We start from the raw sequence: 16,470 nt of genomic DNA on the forward strand, positions 1-16,470 counted from the left end.
CAAGACTAGTGGCCCGTATTCCCGACATTACATCGATCCCCGAGGCTACTATCAGCCGCCAGGAACCGGCCCTGCCGGCGAGATCTGCGGCTCCTGCAAGCACATCGCCCGCGGCCGGCATTGGGCGAAGTGCGAGCTGTCCCGCGGGAAGTGGACGCACAGCCGCGGCACGGACATCCTCGTCAAAGCACCAGCCTGCCGCAAATGGGAGAAAGCAAAATGACCGACTTCACCGCAACCCGCTCCATGCTGAAGAAGCTGACGATGGAACATGGAGCCGAGACGCCGGTCGGCCGCGCCTGTCACAACCTGCTCGAGATGACGGAGAACTTCCAGAAGAGCACGGACGCCGATCAGTAGATCCAACTCAAGGCGAACATCAACCGGGAGACCGCCCGGCTGAACGATCTGATGAAATCCGTCAGTCAGTGACGGTGTGCGGGGGCAAGTGATGCAGATGAACCAACCAAAGGACCCGAGAGACGTGATGCTCGATCTGGTCCGTCATTAAGCGTCACGGCCTTCTTGGCTGCACCCCATTTGATGGCGAGTGCGCTGCCCCACATGGCGCCGGGATTCTTGTAGCGGATCGATGCTGGTTCGGTCATGGCTGAAGGCCCTAGGATTGAGGCCCTAACCTTCGCCTTAGTTGTGGCAATCACCCAACGCACGGGACTTGCAACAACCAGCGATTGATTCTATCGGTTGCAGAGTGGAGGCCCTTGGCCCCGTGAAGTTCCACCGAGCCGATTTAAGCAATGCTGTTCAACTCGGACGTATTCCTCTTTGCCTTTCTCCCAGTCACGCTCGCTGCCACCTACATTTCCATCAAGCTAGGCGGGAACCTCGCTGGCGTTTACTGCCTCATCCTAGCGTCTGCTTTTTTCTACGGATGGTGGGACATTCGCGGCATAGCGACCATCAGCCTATCGATCACGACTAACTTCGCATGTGCCAGCGTTCTGTACCGGAGGAAAGAGCATCGCACCCGTATAACGGCACTATGGCTCGGCATCGCCTGCAACCTCGGGGCATTGGCTTATTTCAAGTACACCAATTTTTTTCTGAGCAATCTCGGGTTTGCGACCAGCGCGATCGTCATGCCGCTTGCTATCTCCTTCTACTCTTTTCAGCAGATCGCATTTCTAGTTGACACATACCGCTATGAAATCCGCTCACTCCGAATAAAGGACTACGTCGTTACGGTGCTATTTTTCCCGCACCTCATCGCTGGTCCGCTAATCCACTACAATCGCATCATGGAGCAATTCGAGCGCTCATTCATGGTCTCTGGCGGCACGATCCTCGCTGGCCTTCCTATCTTCTGCATTGGCCTTTCGAAGAAAGTGGCAATTGCAGACCCGATCGCCGCTATCGTCAGTCCTCTTTTCGCCAAGGCGCAGGTCAGTCCGCTAGAACCTGTGTCAGCGTGGATGGCTGCCCTCGGCTATACAGCACAGCTCTATTTCGACTTTTCCGGCTACTCCGACATGGCTGTTGGCATCGGCCTAATGTTTGGCATCACCCTGCCCGCCAATTTCAATGCGCCATATCGCTCGACATCGATCATTGACTTCTGGCGCCGTTGGCACATGACGCTTTCGGAGTTTCTGCGAACCTATCTCTATATTCCGCTAGGCGGCGGCCGTGTTGGGCCAGTGCGCAGATACTCAAACCTGTTCATCGTCATGTTGCTCGGCGGCTTGTGGCACGGCGCAGGATGGACCTACGTCCTGTGGGGCGCGTTACACGGTAGCTATCTGATCATCAACCACCTGTGGCGATCGATCTCGGATAGTGCTCCACGTGTTTTCCGACTTGCCGTCTCTGTCCTGTCGTGGCCCCTCACCTTTATAGCCGTCGTTGTGGCCTGGGTTTTCTTCAGGGCTCCAGACTTCTCTACGGCGCTCAATGTCCTTCAAGGAATGGCCGGTCAGTTGCCAACGTCAGTTCCTGGTGAGATTGCCTACATATTCTCGCTCAAGAAAGCAGAGTTTTTCGGCATCAATCTCACCGGTCTCGGCATGCCATTTGGAGACTTCATGGTCGGTGCAACCATGCTCGTCATCTCCTATTTGTTGATCTTCTTTGCCAGGAGCATTCGCAATCAAGCCTCATTGGCCCCTGTCAAGACTGGTGTCCCGGTAGGTATACTTGCGTGGATATCGCTCTTTGCGGTAGTTGGATCGGCTCCATCCGAATTCATCTATTTCCAGTTCTGATGAAAAAATTCGTCATATCCCTCGCGTCAGCCGTCGTTATCTGCGCTTTCGCGTGGTGCCTCTTCGTCCGCGAATTAGCGCCGCCATCGACGCAGGCGAGATGGGTCGAAGGTCTTTACGCTAGAAAAGAGGCTGCCGCGCGCCTCGCATCAAACAAGCCGAAGGTGCTGATCATAGGAGGATCTGGCGTCCACTACGGATATTCCGCCGAAGAGATCACGAAGCTCACCGGCAACACAACGCTAAACTTCGGCATCCATGCCGGCCTCGGAGCCAGTTATATTCTGCACCGAGCCAAGGACTCCTTGCGTCCGGGCGACACTGCGGTTCTCGCATTAGAGCCGCACCTGTACGTGCCAACTGTGCCATCGGACGTTCTGTCGGAGTACGTTCTACATTATGACTGGAGTTATCTGCTACAGGTCGATTTCATTACCGCTGTTCGGATCATCTTTGGATTTGGCCCGACCAATGTGCTGCGGATCGCGTACCTAGCATCAGTGCCGTGGAATTCTCCGCTAGCTCGGCCAGAGACGGTATCTGCGACCGGCGACGAAACGGTGAAAGTTTCCGCTCTTTCTACAGAAGCAACCCGGGCCGTTCTATCAAAGGCGCCTCCCATGCAGCCGAACGCGCCACCAGAAATCCCTCCGTATCTGGGGGACTTCCTGAAGTGGGCTCATGAAAACTCCATCCGCGTTGTTCAGGCGTGGACGCCCATGCTAGGGAAGCCGACCTACACAAGCGACAGGTACAAGGCCTACTACGCGACCATTGCGAACTGGTATCGAGACAACGGCGCTGCGGCATTGGACGATCCGTCAATCTTCTTCCTGTCGATCGATGATATGTTCGACTATTGGCTTCACGCCAACGAGCGCGGCAGAGACAAGGCGTCCACTATACTTTCCGAGCGGTTGCTCAAGACTGGCTGAGACGGCCAACTCTCTACTGCTCAATTCTGAATATGAAGGACGGCCCAACGGTATAAGTCACCGCAATAGTACTGCCGGGAGGCATAGGGAATGTCCCGGACGTAGCTCCAATTATGCCAACTCCATCAAGCGTGATGCCCGCTACTGTACCTCCATACACCATGCAATGGGTGAAGTGACTGGTTTTGTTTGTGAAAGTAACGCCTGTGGCAGGTATAGCCCATACGCCGCCACTGAAGATTCCGGCATAGGACGCGCCTGGATTGTTGCGGATCAAACGGCTCGTGCTGCCGCCCGAGTTAAGAGAGAGAGAGAGAGAGACTATAATCACCCGTCGCCCCGGAAGCGCTGTTTCCCTCGATCAAGAGATTGCTGCAATCTGCTCCAACCGCGATGCCATATGTCGCTCGATACGGCAGACCTAGCGCAGTGGTATTGGTACCGACCTTGTTTTGAACAATCTCGACGATGCAGCTCCGTCGGGGGTCGATGGCCGCATCACGTATGGAAGGTAATCATCGGAACATGAGAGGCCCGACCGGGTCCGCTGGATTGGTCTCCAGCGGGGGACAGCGGCAAGGCACTGCCAGAGCCGTTGTCCAAGCCGAGGTCGGGAGTCGGACTGGTTCTGTGAAGTCGTCGAAGGTAACGAGACGCATGGAGGGAATGGACCGGCCCGAGGGGAGCCTGCGCGAGGAGGCCAGGGTCCGGACACAGAGCCGGGTTACCTTGCCGCCGAACCTCAAGCGGGTGAACGCGGTAGCCAAGCAAGCTGCCCAAACCCGGTTCACGGCCCTGCTGCATCACGTCGACGAAGCCGCTCTGCTTCGGGCGTTTCGGCGACAAAAGCGGCAGGCCAGCGCGGGGGTCGATGGGGTGACGGTGGCGAAGTACGAAGAGAGGCTGACGGATAAGCGCCTTGATCGCTAACTCGTTGCTCTCTGTTCGCAGGAAGTATCTCAGGCGCTTGCACGAAGTACTTCCGAACGTCTGCCGCGGTGATTGCCTCCTTTTTCTCCGCATCAGGCGCAGCGTGGGAGAGATAGTAGGCCCAGCGGCTTGACACGCGACAGGTCAAGGCCGGGATAGTTGATGCGGTTGATTGCGTCTAACAGTCCTGCGGCCGTGAAGCGAGCAAGCATTGCAGGCGCGCCATAGCCCCAGCTCACCGTGCCTTGCTGAGCATGACCGATTAGCGCTTCCCGTGCTTCGTGATCCGCGCGGCCCCGACGGAGAGCATCTTTCACGGTGTGCCTGAAGCTGTGAAACACCTTCGCTTTGTTGGTGACACCTGCAGTACGAAGATAGCGGCCGAACCACTGAGACCACGCGGGGATGCCCGCGCGCCCCTTGTCAGGTGAGACAGACGGGAATAGCCAAGCGTCTTGCCCATCGGCTTCCCCCCTTGCCGCAACGTAGCTCATGAAGCCCAGTCGCATCACCTCGGGGTGTACTGGCACCACCCGCTCGGAGGCCTCTGTCTTGAGCCGCTTGCCGCGTGCTCGTTCACTGATGAAGTAGATCAAGGGCACGTTGGTCTCAGCATCCACTTGCACGTTATTCGCAGCGAGGCTTCCCAATTCCGCTTGTCTCGCTCCAGTGAAGAGGGCGAGCACGGGCAGCCAGAAACCAGCGGCCCCATGTGCGCCAAGAGGGAAGCGATGCTCCGTGAACAGCGGCCCGCTGAACAAGAGCTGCAGCTCGGCCATCTCAAACGAAGTGCGCTCTGAGCGCTCCTCTGGCAGCCTGAGCCTGCTGAAAGGATCGGTCCACTGGATGTCATCTGGCACAAGGCCATTTTCGTTCGCCCATATGCAAATCGACTGGACACCTCCCAGCTGCTTATTGATGGTCGCTGCGGCTCCTCTGGATGCTCGCGCCCCCAGTCCGCTTGGGCGGGAAGTGTGGCACGCAGCAAATCGCCTGTGCGGTGGCGGGGCATATCCTGAAGCGCTCTTCGATACTCCAGCGCATGTGCCTTCTTGATCAACGCTACGGGCATGTTGCCGTGGAGCTGATTGAACATCTCTACGCTGCGGCTGAACTCATCTACTGTCCGCTTGGGCCGGGCTCGGTGACGCTTCCATCCGTCCAGTGCATCCTGCAGCGTCCGTCCATCCGCGATTGGCGCCGCAGCACGTGACAACGCAGTCGGGGTCTCAACGGTGATCCCTGCATCGCGCTTCTGTATGTCCTCAAGGGCTCTCAGGTACGAATGCAGACACGCGGTGCTTAGCTTGACGTAGGCGGGGCTGCGCTCATCCAACTCGATATTGAAGGCCCACATAGCTTCCAGTACGTGATCCTGAACAGACGACCCATAGCGGCGGCCTCCCGCAATTCACCCAGGGTGTCCAACAGCTCAGCCTTGTTCTCTTCATAGACTTGGCGAGGCACACCGCGTTGCGGCCAGTTCTCATGTGGGATAAGCGGCGGCTCTACGGTGCCTTCCAATCGTGCGACCTCCGCCTCGATACGCCTTGCCTCATCGCGACCACCGAACCGGATACGCTCGTCCCAAGCGAGCGCCTTGGCGTGGACGTACTCAGCCATGCGCTTGATTTCGGTGTCGTTCAGGCTGGAGCGCTTGGCCGGAGGGACCGTGGTTGCCTTAAGGCTTGCCTTGGCCCTCGCGATAATCCGGTCGAACTCCGCCAAGACCGGCTTCGCCCGTATGTTGGCTTCGCGTAGGTCTTTGGTCCCCAAGGACCGCTTCAAGTGCTTCTGCACGTCCTGCCGTTGTTCAGCGCGCGCGCAACGGCGGCCTGCAGGCCCTTCGGCTTCTCTGGCACTGTCTTCCGGGCACACCACGTCCCGTGTCTGTCCTTGATGACACCCATTAACACGCGCACGATTTGACCTACCGCTTGTGACCACCACGCGGCGGCAGCTAAGCGCTTGTATCTGCGCTACTAATTGATTTTCAATAGGAACTCGTGCAAGTGGCGCGCCCGGAACGATTCGAACGTCCGGGTATCCACTTTAGGTCGCAATCAGCATCAAGGACAAATGTGATCGAGAACACCCGGCAAGCCTTCGATAAAATCCGCCCTGCAGGTACGCTCGTCCAGGTCAGCCCCTTCACGCCGGCCTCCGCACGGGTCGAGATCGAAGCAACGGCGAGCATCTGTGACTGACTGGCCAAACCGGCTTGGCGATACGAACTGATAGCGCGAGCGCTGCGGGCGATTCTGTCAGAGCCGCTCGGCCACTACGATCTGATATACATCCCACCGAACCGCGTGCGTTTGCGCCAGCGAAATCCAGCGCCGGTCGAGCCGGCGAGATCATGAACCTCACGTCGCCACATGCTTGGCGCAAACGGCTCCAGCCAGTTGAAGATCCTCCACATCAGCGGCTTCAGCGGATGGAAACGATGCGGCCTGTGATAATCGACGAACACCGCCCTGCCGCCTGGAGCGACCAGATTCAGCATCGACCACGTGATGCGCACCTTCACGTCGTCGGGCACCTCGTGCAGGAGAAAGAAGCAGGCTACAACATCTGCCGCCTCCTCATTCGGATCTGCCGCATCGCCGCGCGAGACTGCGCCTGCGGCAGATCGGCGAGCTTACGGCGGGTCAGGTCGACCTGAAGCGGCGCGATATCGCGCACTTCGAGCTGTCCGTTCCCGCCGATCTTCACCGCGACCTGGCGCGAGAAATCGCCATAGACCGCCGCTGGCTGGAACACCCGGTCGCCCGCTTTCACTTCGGCCAGCACGTCGCTGATCAGGCGCTGCGCATTGCCCCAGAGAATGGCCTGCACCACGACCTGGCGATCGAGCCAGTCGGCAAGCCAGGGCGTCAGATAGGCCCAGCTGTAGATATCCCGCAAATACGCCGGCACCGGCCTTGCGTCCGAAGTTATGTCGAGCACGTGAGATCACCCGGATTGGGAAGGAAGATGCTTGGGCGGGATTCAGGAGCCGATCATGAGCAGCAGGATGATGACGATCACGGTCAGCAGGGCAGCAACGCCGTAAGTCAACCAGCGCAGCACCGGCACCGGGCCAGCGCGCATGTCGTGCAGGGTCAGGAATAGCCGTTCTGCAGCATGCCAGAACAACAATGCAATCACAGCCAGCAGCACCAGCTTGCCGATCGGATTGCGCGCAAAGGCGAGCACGGTCGCATAGCCCCCAGACTTTCAGGTATGCCCCAGCCATGCGGGATCATGATGCCCGTGATCAGGATCAGCGCCGGGCCGAACAATGCAGACAACATGCCGCCCGCGCCGAACATCAGCCAGAACAATGGCGCGATCGTGCGCTTCGGCAATGGCGAATCCTTCGGCCGGCTCATGACCACGCTCCCACGATAACAGCCAGCGCCAACAAGGCGGCCGAACAGACGACCGCAACCAACGTGGCCACATTGGTCATCAGATCCTGCCGAACCAGCTTTCCGCGCCAGACCATCTTGGGCATGGTCTTCGGCAGGATCTGAAACCAGGTCAGCATGTGCCAAAGCGTCGCCGCGAGCAGCGACAGATGGATCAACAAAGACAGTGGACTTGCCAGGAAATTCCGGTAGGCCTCGAACGCCTGGGAGCCGCGCAGCAGGCAGATCAACCCCGCCAGCAAGATCGCGGCATAGACCGCAAGCAAGACGCCGCACGATTCGCGGATCGTGTAGGCCCGATATGGCGGCTGAGCCCACCAATATCGCCGCTGCGGTCGGAGATAGGGACGACGTTCGCTCATGCCACGTTTTCCTTGCGCAGGCGGCTCAGGAAGAAATCGAGCGCGCTCTTGCTCTTGTTCTGATTGACCGCATTGGCCGGATCGACCTGCTTTGGGCAGACTTCGGAGCAGATGCCGACCGCGGTGTAGGACCACACGCCGTCCTCGCCGCGGATGCGCTCAAGCCGCGCAACCTGTCCGCCGTCGCGCGAATCGCTGCTGTAGCGCTGCAGCAAAGCCATTGCGCCCGGGCCGATGAAGTCGGGATTGGCGCCGAATTGCGGACAGGCCGCATAGCACAGCATGCAGTTGATGCAGTCGGCGAACGAGGCGTATTCCTCCATCTGCCCCGGCGTCTGCAGATAGGTGCCCACCTCCACCGTTTTCGGCACCTTCGGCATGATGTAGGGATAGATGCTCTCGATCTTCCTGACGAAGTCGCCGACGGTGACGACCAGATCGCGCTCGATCGGGAAGTTCTGCAGCGGCTCGATCGAGACCAGACCCGGCGCGAGATCGCGCAGGAAAGGGACAAGGCGGGCGATCCAATCCTTTTGCTCGACCAGGATCGCAGCCGATGGGATTGGTCGCTTATCCGGCGGGGTCTCGGCAGTTTGGACCGCGCGATGATCCTGACGCCACCCCCTGGCCCCTACTTGCTGCAGGCGATGATCGCCGCCTGCCATGCCCGTGCTGTCGCGGCCGCTGACACGGACTGGATTGCGATCGCCGCCTACTATCAGGCGCTCGCGTTGGCTGCCCCGTCGCCCATCGTGGAAGTCAATCGCGCGGTCGCGGTTGGCATGGCTTTTGGGCCGGCGCAGGGTCTCGCCATCGTCGAAACATTGAGAGACGAGCCCCGCTTGAAGGGATCACATCTGCTGCCCACCGTACGCGGCGATCTTCTGGAGAAGGTAGGACGTATGGCGGAAGCCCGTGCCGAATCCTCCGGGCCGCCGAATTGACCGGCAATGACAAGGAGCGCGCCTTGATGCTCGCCCGCGCCAACTCCTCCAACGCGGCCGTCGAGCTATTAAGCAACAATTCGCCAAGTTCTTGACCAGAACGAGCGAACGCCACTTCGATCGCAGTCACCTTTTTTCAACATCGAATTGGTATGTGTCCACACTCGCGAATGAGACCGCCGACCTCCGTCGCCGAAATCAACAGAGCCTGATAGCGGATGTTCGGCCCCTTGCGATCCTTGGACATCATCGAGATGGCGGCCGTCATGTTTCCACCGGCCGAATTGCCGGCCGCGGCGATGCGGCTGCCGTCGGCACGGCATGAGTGGCGACCCATTTCGGAGCAGCATAGGACTCCTCACGATCCCTCGGCTCGCCTCCCCGGCGTTCGCTCGCCTCTCCTTGCAACGCCCCAGACATTCGCGGGCCACGGTCGGTCCTGCGACGGCCGGTTCACGGCGACGCGTCGGCGATGATCCGCTCGACTTCGTAGCCGTCGATCCGGCCCCGTACGCGCAGGCGTGCCGCGACCTCGCGTAGCGCGGCGCGATGTTCGCCCAGTAGACGTTTTGCCTCATCGAACGCGGCGGTGAGTTCCTGGTGCACGGCGGCGCGAAGATATGCGTGGTCCACGATCTCGTGAGTACGGGAGCGATCGGCGAGAAAGAGGAGCGGGTGCGGGCCGGCATGGCCGAACGAGCCGACGAGTGCCGCGGCGATGCGGGTGGCTTGCGACAGATCGGAGGATCCTTCCGAACCGCCGGAGCCGTCGCCCGCCGCTCCGAGCTCGATCTCCTCGGCGGCCCGGCCGGCGAGCAGACCCTGCATTTCTCGGCGATATTCTTCCAGAGTTCCGGCCGTAGGCTTCCTGCCCTTGGAGACCACGAAACCGGCCGCGTTCCTCGAACCGGCGACGACGGCATGAATATCGGCGGGGCCGCCATGCAGTACCTCGAGGATGATGTGCCCTGCCTCGTGGAAGGCCGCCCTTTCCAATTCCTCGGCGGAGAGTTCATTGGTGCGTCCGAGGATGGCGCGACGTACGTCTACGACCGAAAGCGCTCTCTGCTCCCGACGCGCCTGGCGGCGGGCGTCCTTGACGATCCGCTCGACGTCGGCGCCCGACGACCCGATCGCGAGCAACGACATCTCTTCCAGAGGCTCGTCCGCGAGGTCGCCGCGAAGTCTGACGCGCATCATCTTCTCGATATCGGGAGGGCCCGGCAGGCGCACATGGATGATTCGGTTGAGACGGCCCGCCCTGACGAGGGCCGGGTCGCAGCGCCGGACGTCGTTGGTGGCGCCGATGAAGATCACCTTTTGCCGGCCCTTCGCGGTATTGCCGTCCTGACCGCCTTGCAGGCCGTCGAGCTGCTCGATGAACGCGTTGACTACCTCGATGACGTAGTCCTTGTGGCTGTGAGTGAGGGTGCTGCGGTTCGGAAACGAATCCAGTTCGTCGATGAACATGATGGCGGCGGGCGCGGCCTTGGACCGCGCTTCTTCGAAGTCCTTTCGCATGGCACGCAACAGGTGGCCCAGGTGGGCCTCGCCGCTCGACTGCCATTTCGCCAGCGTCGCCGTGATCAGCGGCAGGCCCATGGCGTCTGCCGCCACCTTCGCGAAGGTGGTCTTACCGGTGCCGGGGGGGCCGTCGAGCACGACGCCGGCGTCGATTTCGTCCCAGCCGATCTCGCCGCGACGCCAAGCATCGAGGTCCAAGATGGTGCTCCTGGCCCATGCGACCGCTTCGTCCAGGCCGTGCAGTTCGTCGAGGGTGAGGTCGCGGGATCCGCGCTTCGCAGTCTTCGTCGAGGCCAGTTGGAGCAGCATCTCGACGCACTGCTCGGGCGTCCGGTCGAACCGGACGGCGAGCAGAAGTTCATGGAGGCCCACCTGCGCGACGACATGCTCCGGAATCGGAGTCGTGCACCGTTTGCCGGTGACGATCCTGATCACGTTATTGATCAGCGGGCCGTCGATGGCGGGCATGATGAGCCGGTAGGCGGCCGCATCCAACAACGCTTTCGAGAGGTGGGTTTCGCCCGAGGGCGTGATGGCCATGACGGGCAGGGCCAACTGCACGGCTGCATAAGCGCGCATGTCGGCTCCGGTCCTATCGGCGGCCTTCGGCGCATCCTTGAAGACGGCTTCGACAGCGTCGTACTGCTCGCGCCTGGTGTCATCCGGCAAGCAGGCGAGATCGGCGAATCGCCACTCCTGTAGGCCCAAGGCGTCCTTCCATTGGTGGGCCACCCGGCTGAACAGGGCCGTGTCCGGAACATCGACGATGACCACCGGCGACGCGGTCCGCAACTGTTCCAGCGCAGACGGATTGCGATCGAAAAGCCGTGCCAGCAGCAGACGGGCGGCGATGCGACCGGGCGTCGGCGCCTCGACGTCGCGCTCGGGTTGAACGTCGTCTTCGTCGAGATCCGGAAGGGACTTGCGCAAGGCAGCGAAGCCGCGGCGGGCGCTCGTGCCCGCCGCGGCGTCGACCGTGCGAGTGGATTTCTCGACGCCTGCCGCCTTCATGATCTGGTCCTGCGCCTCGCGCGCTGCGGCTTCGAGCTTGCGGCGCATCGCGATCTCGTCGACGTGGCGGCGGTAGCCGCGCGCCGCCTTCCAACCGGCCTTATACGTCACCAATTCGAGCGGCCCCATGCGACGAACTGCCGGCATGGTCGCGGCCGCGGCGATCTCCTTGTCGCCCATTCTACAGGCCCCCCTTGAAGCGCGGAGCACCGTCGCGATCATCGTGGTGACGAGGAAGGCCAAGGCGGTAAAATCTCGACAACGTGCGGATCCAGGCGCCGTCGCGACCGGCAGCCCAGACTTGCGAGGTCATCGCATGGGTATTGCCGACGCGCGGGTGACCGGCCACGAAACCCATCAACCGGAGACCGAGCGGAGAGATGACAGGATGCCAGTCCACGATGAGCGGCGCCTCGGCGAGGTCGAAGGCGACCGGCGCGTGGCCGACGCGGATTCGCTCGAGGTCGTCGGCCAGGGTGCGGAGCTTTGCGGCCAGCTCGGGCTCGATGTGGCACGGCAGGAGGAAGGGGAAGTCGTCGGTAAGCATGATTTCGCTCGATGTTCGATGATGGCGTTGTCGGTGCCGGTCGTGCCGGCGGCGCTGGTGGCGGCATTGCCCGTTCGTGTAGCGGCGGCTTGCGTGCGCTCCGCGGCCGGTGCTTTCCGATCCGTTTCATGTGCCGACCTCGATGACCAAGGCCGGGTCGAATTCGGCGTTCTCCCGGCCGTAGCCGTGCGGGTTCGCGATCACCCTCGTCGGGCCGACGCGGTAGTCGGAGCTGTCGTGGACGTGCCCGTGGATCCAGATGTCCGGGGCCTTGATCGTCGACACGGGCCGCCGGCCGGCGCCGACCTGCTGCACGGAATTCAGCTCGTCGAGGAACGCGCTGGCGAACGCCGCGCTGAGGATATCGTTTTCGAACCCGGCGTGAACGGAGCGGGCGTGGGGGGCGTGGTGGCTGACCGCGACGGTAGCGAGCCCCTCGAACGGAGCCGCGAAGGTCTCGACGAAGAAGGCGCGCGAGGCCGCGTGCAGCAGCGCCGCTTCCTGCGGCCGGAAACGCTCCCACGGCTTGCGCTTCCAGCCGATCAGACGGTGGTCGTTCATGCCCACGCGCGCGGCATGCATCGCCGCGGGCGCGTTGCAGTCGCCGAACATGCGGTAGTCGGTCCAGAACGAAGCGCCCGCGATCCTGACGGCGCCGTCCCCGACGACGATGCAGTCGTTCTCGAGCAGATGGACGTTGAAGTTCGGCGCCAGCGCCCTGGCCAGTGCCAGTTCCTCGCCGTAGAACCGGTGGTAGTACTCGTGGTTGCCCATGACGAACACGACGGGCACCGCCGCCGGCACGATGGCACGCAGCGTCGCGAACGCTCTCTGCGCGCCTTCGGCGACGTCCCCGGCGACGACGACGATGTCGACGTCTCTACCGACCGTGATCGGCTTGAGGGGAGCGACGCCCGCGTGCAGATCGGAGAAGATCTGAATCTTCACGATTTGCCCTCCCCTCGGCCGCGCGGGCCGATGCCCTCGCCGCGCCCACCGGCGCGGCGCCCGATGTCTCCGCGGTCGGGCCGGGGCGCGATCCGGCGGATGTTGTGGGCCAGCCACGAGGTCGCGAGACGGCGCCGCTCGACGGCATCGAGCGGCATCTGACGGATCACGTGCGAGAGGACCAGCGCGGCGCCGGCGCTGCCGGAGAGCGCGGCGTTGAGCAGCACCGTCATCGTGACGTCGGTCGGCGGCGTGATGGAGTGCGGCCGCTCCATGCGCAGAGCCAGGCGGATCGCGCTCGGCGCGTCGCCGTCCACCGCGGCGCGCCAGACCTCGATGGTGGTGGAGGTGCGCCGCATGCAGTCGGCGACGGCGGCGCGCTCGGTGCGGCCGAAACCATCCGCGGGCACCGTGCGCCACAGTTTGAGCCCCTCGGCCCAGGAGCCGCAATGGACGTAAGCTCCGGCGTCGTCGCCGGACCGGTAATCGATCATCTGCTTCGTACGCATTACGCAAAGTTCTCCCGTTCGCGCCCAAGGGCACTTTTTCCGTCGCCGCGGACGGCGTCGTTTAGTTTCTGAAAGATCTGGAGCAGCTCCGTCAGGAGCTCTCCCCTCGCCTCGCCACACCGGGGCCTGCCATGGCTCGCCGGGCCACGCCCCGCCACGCCGCGTGAACCTAGTCGATCAGCACCTCGAACCGGCCGTACTTGGGCCGCCAGTCGCCGATGCCGCGCACCGCTCCCGCGATCTTCATGAAGTCCACGACCTCCGACCGGTTCAGTTCGGTGATCAGGAACGTGGCCGAGATGGTGGCGCTCCATACGGGGAAGCGCGGGCGGGTACGCATGGGGCGTCCCCTTTTGACGCGCACACCCTTGCGCAGGCGGAACCGTTTGTCTTCCCACAGCTCGGCGAGGTCGGTCGGGCCGTCGTAGACCAGCATCGCAGGCTCGTTGACGACGAAGCCGGCTTTCGCTGCATCGCCCCTCTTCGTCCGCGTGATGGCACCCTTGACGAAGGCCGCCTCGATCGCCTCCTGCGGCAGACACGGCAGCTTGTCGTTGAGCCACAAGCTTCCGTACCATTCGCGGCGGGCGATCTCCTCGTGGTCGGCTTGCGTCTTGAAACGCTTGCCGGTGACGGCGGCGAGACTGATGGTGCGCTCGTCGAGCGGGTCGGCCAGCGCGCCGTTGTGCATGAGCAGCGGGCACACGCCCCTGATCGGGATCTCGATCGTCTCAGTGGTCATCACGCGTCCGCCTTGCGCATCGGATCGAACAGCGGAGCCCGTTCGACGATGGCGACGTCGGCCAGGACCGGCACGAAGTCTCTGTAGCCGCGGCGACGCAAAGCGTCGGTGTTGACCAGGTGGCACTCCGAGCACAGCGTCGTCAGGTCGGTGGTCAGCTCGTGCCCGAAGTTCTCGTAGGTCCGGTGGTGAACCTCCAGCCTCACCTCGTCTGCGCCGCGGTTGCAAATGCGGCAGCGGAAGCCCGACGCCGCGAGCTCGGCCAGACGCGCCGCGCCGCTCTTCCAGGCGTCGCTGTTGATATGGTCCGCGTAATCCGGGCGACGGGCGGCTTGAGCTCGGCGCGGATTGGCCGGATCATCCCCGACGCGCGGCGATTCGTCCGTCTCGCCCGGGAACGTCAAGGCGAAGAGCACCCCCATGCCGATCAGGACGGACATGACAATGGCGACGTTTGCGGACGACAGCGGGGAGGCCGCCGGGTCGGTGGTCGGGGGCACGGAGGGCGCGGCACCGACGATGCGATCGCGGACGGATCGGTCGTCCCCACCGGGCGTCGGAAGAGGGTTGGACTTGGGAAGGCACGTCATTCGGTGGGTCCTCGTTGGTCGTTGTCGATGAACCCACCATCGCACGCCCGATCGAACTATGCACTAATTAGGCACAGTTGTGGTTAACGGAAAGCAAATAGCGGCGGCGCGGGCATGGCTCGGCCTGTCGCAGGCCATGCTGGCGGAGCGGACCAAGGTCAGTCTTCGCACCATCAAGCATTTCGAGGCCGGCGAGCGGCTGCCCTACGACCGCACGATCGAAGCGCTCGTCGCCTACCTGCACAAACGGGGCGTCGAATTTCTGATGCATGGAGACGTCGGCGTCGGCATCAAGGTGGTCAAGAACTTCCCAGACATTGATGACCAGAACGACTGAACTCTTGATCGCTACGGCTCTCGAGGATTTGCCGGACGAAGCTGCACCGCTCGGAAGGCAAATCCACAACTTCCTCCGGGCAACACAAGCGAAGCGCATGCCCGGAGATTGGGACCGTAGGTCCAATCGGGGCCGGATTGCCTATCGAAGCGGGCCCAAGCCTGCCAACACCATCCTATCCGCGTACGATCGAAATATCGTCCGCGTGAGAACGGATATCATTGAAGGGCTGAGCGTTGCCTAAATGGAACGCGACGAGCGGGGCAAGAGCGCGTGGCCGATAACCGAGATCATCGGCGTCGCTGGCGTCCTAATTTGCGCTGAATGCCTCGCGGTGCCGCGCGATGTGAATCGGGTGAGGCCATAGTCCCCGATCTTGAGGAAGATGGATTCGATCCATCTGTTTCGCAGGGACGTCGAGGAGACCCCTATCCTCGTTAACTTAATTGTGCACATTTAATGCACAGTTACTCCGGTCTGATATTATGGGACCATGGTGCAGCAGTCCCAAACGAAAGACGATGATCGCGGCGGACACGCCCCGCATTCGTCCGACCGGCATCCGTCGCTCGCGCGGGAGGGCATCCCCGCACGGGCGGCGGATGGCGCCGCGCGCGCGTTGCCGCCGCGGGTCGCGGAAAGACAGGATCCGGCCCTATGGAGCCCGGATGAAGTCCTGACCCTGGGCGAGGCGGCGGCGCTGTTCTGGCCTCGCGGGCCGATCCGAGAAGCCTCACTCAGGACGGCGCGGCGCGACGGACAACTTGCAGTTGCGCGCATCGCGGGTAAGCTTCTGACCACCCGTAGGGCCGTCGAGGACATGATCCGCGAAGCCATGCGGGCGTCCTCCGAGAGCCGGGTTTCCCGCCGGCCCGCCAAGGCGCCCGCCGCGGCCGAAGCCGCCACGCCGCGCACGAGGCTGCGGGCGAAGATCGAAGCGCTGGTGGCGGGCTCCCCTTCTTCGCCCGGCGGCGACGAGCGCTGACGCCCAAAACCCTTCCGACCTTGACGGCCGCCTTCGCCCACCGGCACGCGCCTCTCGCGTACGGACCGCCAGCGAGCGACCTGTATTTCCCGATCGCCGGATCTCGCGGCGGCCGTCCGCCGTCGCGCTGCGCTTTGCTTGCTCGGCCTTCTAGCGCTTCGCCGCGCCGGGCTCGTCTCGGCGGCTGCCGGCAGGGCGGCGGATGCCCCTCGTCGATTTCCTCGCAGGGCGGAAGAGGATACGGATCCTGGACCGGCGGCGACCTCGCAAATCGTAGGCGATGCGTGCAGCGGCGCACGCCCGGAGCGCCCGTGTCTCATGCAATAAGTCGACGTATGTTTTTGCTCGACCTGGTGCGATTCGACCCGATTTCCTGTTGTTTCGCCCCCTTTTTTGCGACTTCTGGAGGTCCGCGGCGGTCCGCTGTCGGTCTTTTCCATGTCGATTTCCTCGACGGCCGCCATCAAAATC

22 protein-coding genes and 1 pseudogene are annotated in these 16,470 nt (G+C 62.5%); 7 read left to right on the forward strand and 16 right to left on the reverse strand.

Features of this window, described 5'->3' with window-relative positions:
• Positions 1-219: 219 nt before the first annotated feature.
• The 4 genes from JQ592_RS33765 to JQ592_RS33780 all read left to right on the forward strand — a co-directional run bounded on the left by JQ592_RS33765 (position 220) and on the right by JQ592_RS33780 (position 4,087).
• Positions 220-360 carry a hypothetical protein gene (locus tag JQ592_RS33765; RefSeq protein WP_211407040.1) on the forward strand — a complete coding sequence of 47 codons (141 nt, stop codon included), beginning with the start codon at positions 220-222 and terminating at the stop codon, positions 358-360.
• A 398-nt stretch (positions 361-758) separates the two neighbouring features.
• Positions 759-2,222, forward strand: a complete 1,464-nt coding sequence (locus JQ592_RS33770) for an MBOAT family O-acyltransferase (protein ID WP_211407041.1) — start codon at positions 759-761, stop codon at positions 2,220-2,222.
• Positions 2,222-3,157, forward strand: a complete 936-nt coding sequence (locus JQ592_RS33775; RefSeq protein WP_211407042.1) for a hypothetical protein — start codon at positions 2,222-2,224, stop codon at positions 3,155-3,157. The genes JQ592_RS33770 and JQ592_RS33775 overlap by 1 nt, the downstream gene beginning before the upstream one ends.
• Positions 3,158-3,823: 666 nt before the next feature.
• Positions 3,824-4,087: a hypothetical protein gene (locus tag JQ592_RS33780; RefSeq protein ID WP_246820882.1), complete on the forward strand. Its 264-nt coding sequence runs from the start codon at positions 3,824-3,826 to the stop codon at positions 4,085-4,087.
• 92 nt (positions 4,088-4,179) lie between these two features.
• Here JQ592_RS33780 and JQ592_RS33785 read toward each other — a convergent pair whose 3' ends face one another.
• From JQ592_RS33785 to JQ592_RS33810, 9 genes and pseudogenes are all read right to left on the reverse strand, one after another.
• Positions 4,180-4,947 carry a site-specific integrase gene (locus JQ592_RS33785; RefSeq protein WP_211407043.1) on the reverse strand — a complete coding sequence of 256 codons (768 nt, stop codon included), beginning with the start codon at positions 4,945-4,947 and terminating at the stop codon, positions 4,180-4,182.
• 442 nt (positions 4,948-5,389) lie between these two features.
• Positions 5,390-5,815, reverse strand: a complete 426-nt coding sequence (locus JQ592_RS33790; RefSeq protein WP_211407044.1) for a hypothetical protein — start codon at positions 5,813-5,815, stop codon at positions 5,390-5,392.
• Positions 5,792-6,037, reverse strand: a pseudogene (locus tag JQ592_RS38870) (DUF6538 domain-containing protein); the annotation flags it as partial. The gene JQ592_RS33790 and the pseudogene JQ592_RS38870, both read right to left, overlap by 24 nt.
• A gap of 331 nt (positions 6,038-6,368) precedes the next feature.
• A complete protein-coding gene (locus tag JQ592_RS38465; protein ID WP_246820884.1) occupies positions 6,369-6,617 on the reverse strand; it encodes a hypothetical protein in 249 nt (82 codons plus the stop codon).
• Between the two features lie 35 nt (positions 6,618-6,652).
• Positions 6,653-7,036 (reverse strand): hypothetical protein, encoded by a 384-nt coding sequence (locus JQ592_RS38470; RefSeq protein ID WP_246820886.1) that lies wholly within the window; start codon positions 7,034-7,036, stop codon positions 6,653-6,655.
• Between the two features lie 42 nt (positions 7,037-7,078).
• Positions 7,079-7,285, reverse strand: coding sequence for a hypothetical protein (locus tag JQ592_RS38680; protein ID WP_349630518.1), 207 nt, complete (start codon positions 7,283-7,285; stop codon positions 7,079-7,081).
• Positions 7,234-7,437: a hypothetical protein gene (locus JQ592_RS38685; protein ID WP_283816224.1), complete on the reverse strand. Its 204-nt coding sequence runs from the start codon at positions 7,435-7,437 to the stop codon at positions 7,234-7,236. Before JQ592_RS38685 ends, JQ592_RS38680 begins: the two co-directional genes overlap by 52 nt.
• Before the next feature lie 20 nt (positions 7,438-7,457).
• Positions 7,458-7,862 carry a fumarate reductase subunit C gene (locus JQ592_RS33805; RefSeq protein WP_211407045.1) on the reverse strand — a complete coding sequence of 135 codons (405 nt, stop codon included), beginning with the start codon at positions 7,860-7,862 and terminating at the stop codon, positions 7,458-7,460.
• On the reverse strand, positions 7,859-8,527 hold the full coding sequence (locus JQ592_RS33810; protein WP_246820888.1) for a 4Fe-4S dicluster domain-containing protein: 669 nt from the start codon (positions 8,525-8,527) through the stop codon (positions 7,859-7,861). Before JQ592_RS33810 ends, JQ592_RS33805 begins: the two co-directional genes overlap by 4 nt.
• Here JQ592_RS33810 and JQ592_RS38475 point away from each other — a divergent pair.
• Positions 8,498-8,806 (forward strand): hypothetical protein, encoded by a 309-nt coding sequence (locus JQ592_RS38475; RefSeq protein WP_246820890.1) that lies wholly within the window; start codon positions 8,498-8,500, stop codon positions 8,804-8,806. The two genes, JQ592_RS33810 and JQ592_RS38475, sit on opposite strands and share 30 nt — an antisense overlap.
• Before the next feature lie 136 nt (positions 8,807-8,942).
• Here JQ592_RS38475 and JQ592_RS38480 read toward each other — a convergent pair whose 3' ends face one another.
• The 7 genes from JQ592_RS38480 to JQ592_RS38485 form a co-directional block, all read right to left on the reverse strand.
• Positions 8,943-9,143: an alpha/beta hydrolase fold domain-containing protein gene (locus tag JQ592_RS38480; protein ID WP_349630519.1), complete on the reverse strand. Its 201-nt coding sequence runs from the start codon at positions 9,141-9,143 to the stop codon at positions 8,943-8,945.
• A 116-nt stretch (positions 9,144-9,259) separates the two neighbouring features.
• Positions 9,260-11,521: an AAA family ATPase gene (locus JQ592_RS33825; protein WP_211407046.1), complete on the reverse strand. Its 2,262-nt coding sequence runs from the start codon at positions 11,519-11,521 to the stop codon at positions 9,260-9,262.
• A gap of 1 nt (position 11,522) precedes the next feature.
• Positions 11,523-11,888 (reverse strand): DUF6634 family protein, encoded by a 366-nt coding sequence (locus tag JQ592_RS33830; RefSeq protein WP_211407047.1) that lies wholly within the window; start codon positions 11,886-11,888, stop codon positions 11,523-11,525.
• Between the two features lie 126 nt (positions 11,889-12,014).
• On the reverse strand, positions 12,015-12,836 hold the full coding sequence (locus JQ592_RS33835) for a metallophosphoesterase (RefSeq protein WP_211407048.1): 822 nt from the start codon (positions 12,834-12,836) through the stop codon (positions 12,015-12,017).
• Complete coding sequence (locus JQ592_RS33840; RefSeq protein ID WP_211407049.1) at positions 12,833-13,345, reverse strand: hypothetical protein; 513 nt, start codon at positions 13,343-13,345, stop codon at positions 12,833-12,835. Before JQ592_RS33840 ends, JQ592_RS33835 begins: the two co-directional genes overlap by 4 nt.
• Before the next feature lie 169 nt (positions 13,346-13,514).
• Positions 13,515-14,087, reverse strand: a complete 573-nt coding sequence (locus JQ592_RS33845; protein ID WP_211407050.1) for a hypothetical protein — start codon at positions 14,085-14,087, stop codon at positions 13,515-13,517.
• A complete protein-coding gene (locus JQ592_RS38485) occupies positions 14,087-14,677 on the reverse strand; it encodes an HNH endonuclease (RefSeq protein ID WP_246820894.1) in 591 nt (196 codons plus the stop codon). The genes JQ592_RS33845 and JQ592_RS38485 overlap by 1 nt, the downstream gene beginning before the upstream one ends.
• A 79-nt stretch (positions 14,678-14,756) precedes the next feature.
• Here JQ592_RS38485 and JQ592_RS33855 point away from each other — a divergent pair, with 79 nt between their 5' ends.
• Together JQ592_RS33855 and JQ592_RS33860 are read left to right on the forward strand one after the other, a co-directional pair.
• Positions 14,757-15,014, forward strand: a complete 258-nt coding sequence (locus tag JQ592_RS33855; RefSeq protein ID WP_211407051.1) for a helix-turn-helix domain-containing protein — start codon at positions 14,757-14,759, stop codon at positions 15,012-15,014.
• A 493-nt stretch (positions 15,015-15,507) separates the two neighbouring features.
• Positions 15,508-15,999: a hypothetical protein gene (locus JQ592_RS33860; RefSeq protein WP_211407052.1), complete on the forward strand. Its 492-nt coding sequence runs from the start codon at positions 15,508-15,510 to the stop codon at positions 15,997-15,999.
• Positions 16,000-16,470 lie beyond the last annotated feature (471 nt).

The organism is Bradyrhizobium iriomotense, from assembly GCF_018129405.1.
GTDB classification, from domain to species: domain Bacteria; phylum Pseudomonadota; class Alphaproteobacteria; order Rhizobiales; family Xanthobacteraceae; genus Bradyrhizobium; species Bradyrhizobium iriomotense_B.

Coding starts and splice junctions, on each gene's coding strand:
- JQ592_RS33830 (WP_211407047.1), bottom strand. CDS start 11,888: ATGCTTACCGACGACTTCCCCTTCCTCCTGCCGTGCCACATCGAGCCC.
- JQ592_RS33840 (WP_211407049.1), bottom strand. CDS start 13,345: ATGCGTACGAAGCAGATGATCGATTACCGGTCCGGCGACGACGCCGGA.
- JQ592_RS33810 (WP_246820888.1), bottom strand. CDS start 8,527: ATGGCAGGCGGCGATCATCGCCTGCAGCAAGTAGGGGCCAGGGGGTGG.
- JQ592_RS33860 (WP_211407052.1), top strand. CDS start 15,508: ATGGTGCAGCAGTCCCAAACGAAAGACGATGATCGCGGCGGACACGCC.
- JQ592_RS33825 (WP_211407046.1), bottom strand. CDS start 11,521: ATGGGCGACAAGGAGATCGCCGCGGCCGCGACCATGCCGGCAGTTCGT.
- JQ592_RS38485 (WP_246820894.1), bottom strand. CDS start 14,677: ATGACGTGCCTTCCCAAGTCCAACCCTCTTCCGACGCCCGGTGGGGAC.
- JQ592_RS38480 (WP_349630519.1), bottom strand. CDS start 9,143: ATGGGTCGCCACTCATGCCGTGCCGACGGCAGCCGCATCGCCGCGGCC.
- JQ592_RS33845 (WP_211407050.1), bottom strand. CDS start 14,087: ATGACCACTGAGACGATCGAGATCCCGATCAGGGGCGTGTGCCCGCTG.
- JQ592_RS33765 (WP_211407040.1), top strand. CDS start 220: ATGACCGACTTCACCGCAACCCGCTCCATGCTGAAGAAGCTGACGATG.
- JQ592_RS33805 (WP_211407045.1), bottom strand. CDS start 7,862: ATGAGCGAACGTCGTCCCTATCTCCGACCGCAGCGGCGATATTGGTGG.
- JQ592_RS33780 (WP_246820882.1), top strand. CDS start 3,824: ATGGACCGGCCCGAGGGGAGCCTGCGCGAGGAGGCCAGGGTCCGGACA.
- JQ592_RS33770 (WP_211407041.1), top strand. CDS start 759: ATGCTGTTCAACTCGGACGTATTCCTCTTTGCCTTTCTCCCAGTCACG.
- JQ592_RS33775 (WP_211407042.1), top strand. CDS start 2,222: ATGAAAAAATTCGTCATATCCCTCGCGTCAGCCGTCGTTATCTGCGCT.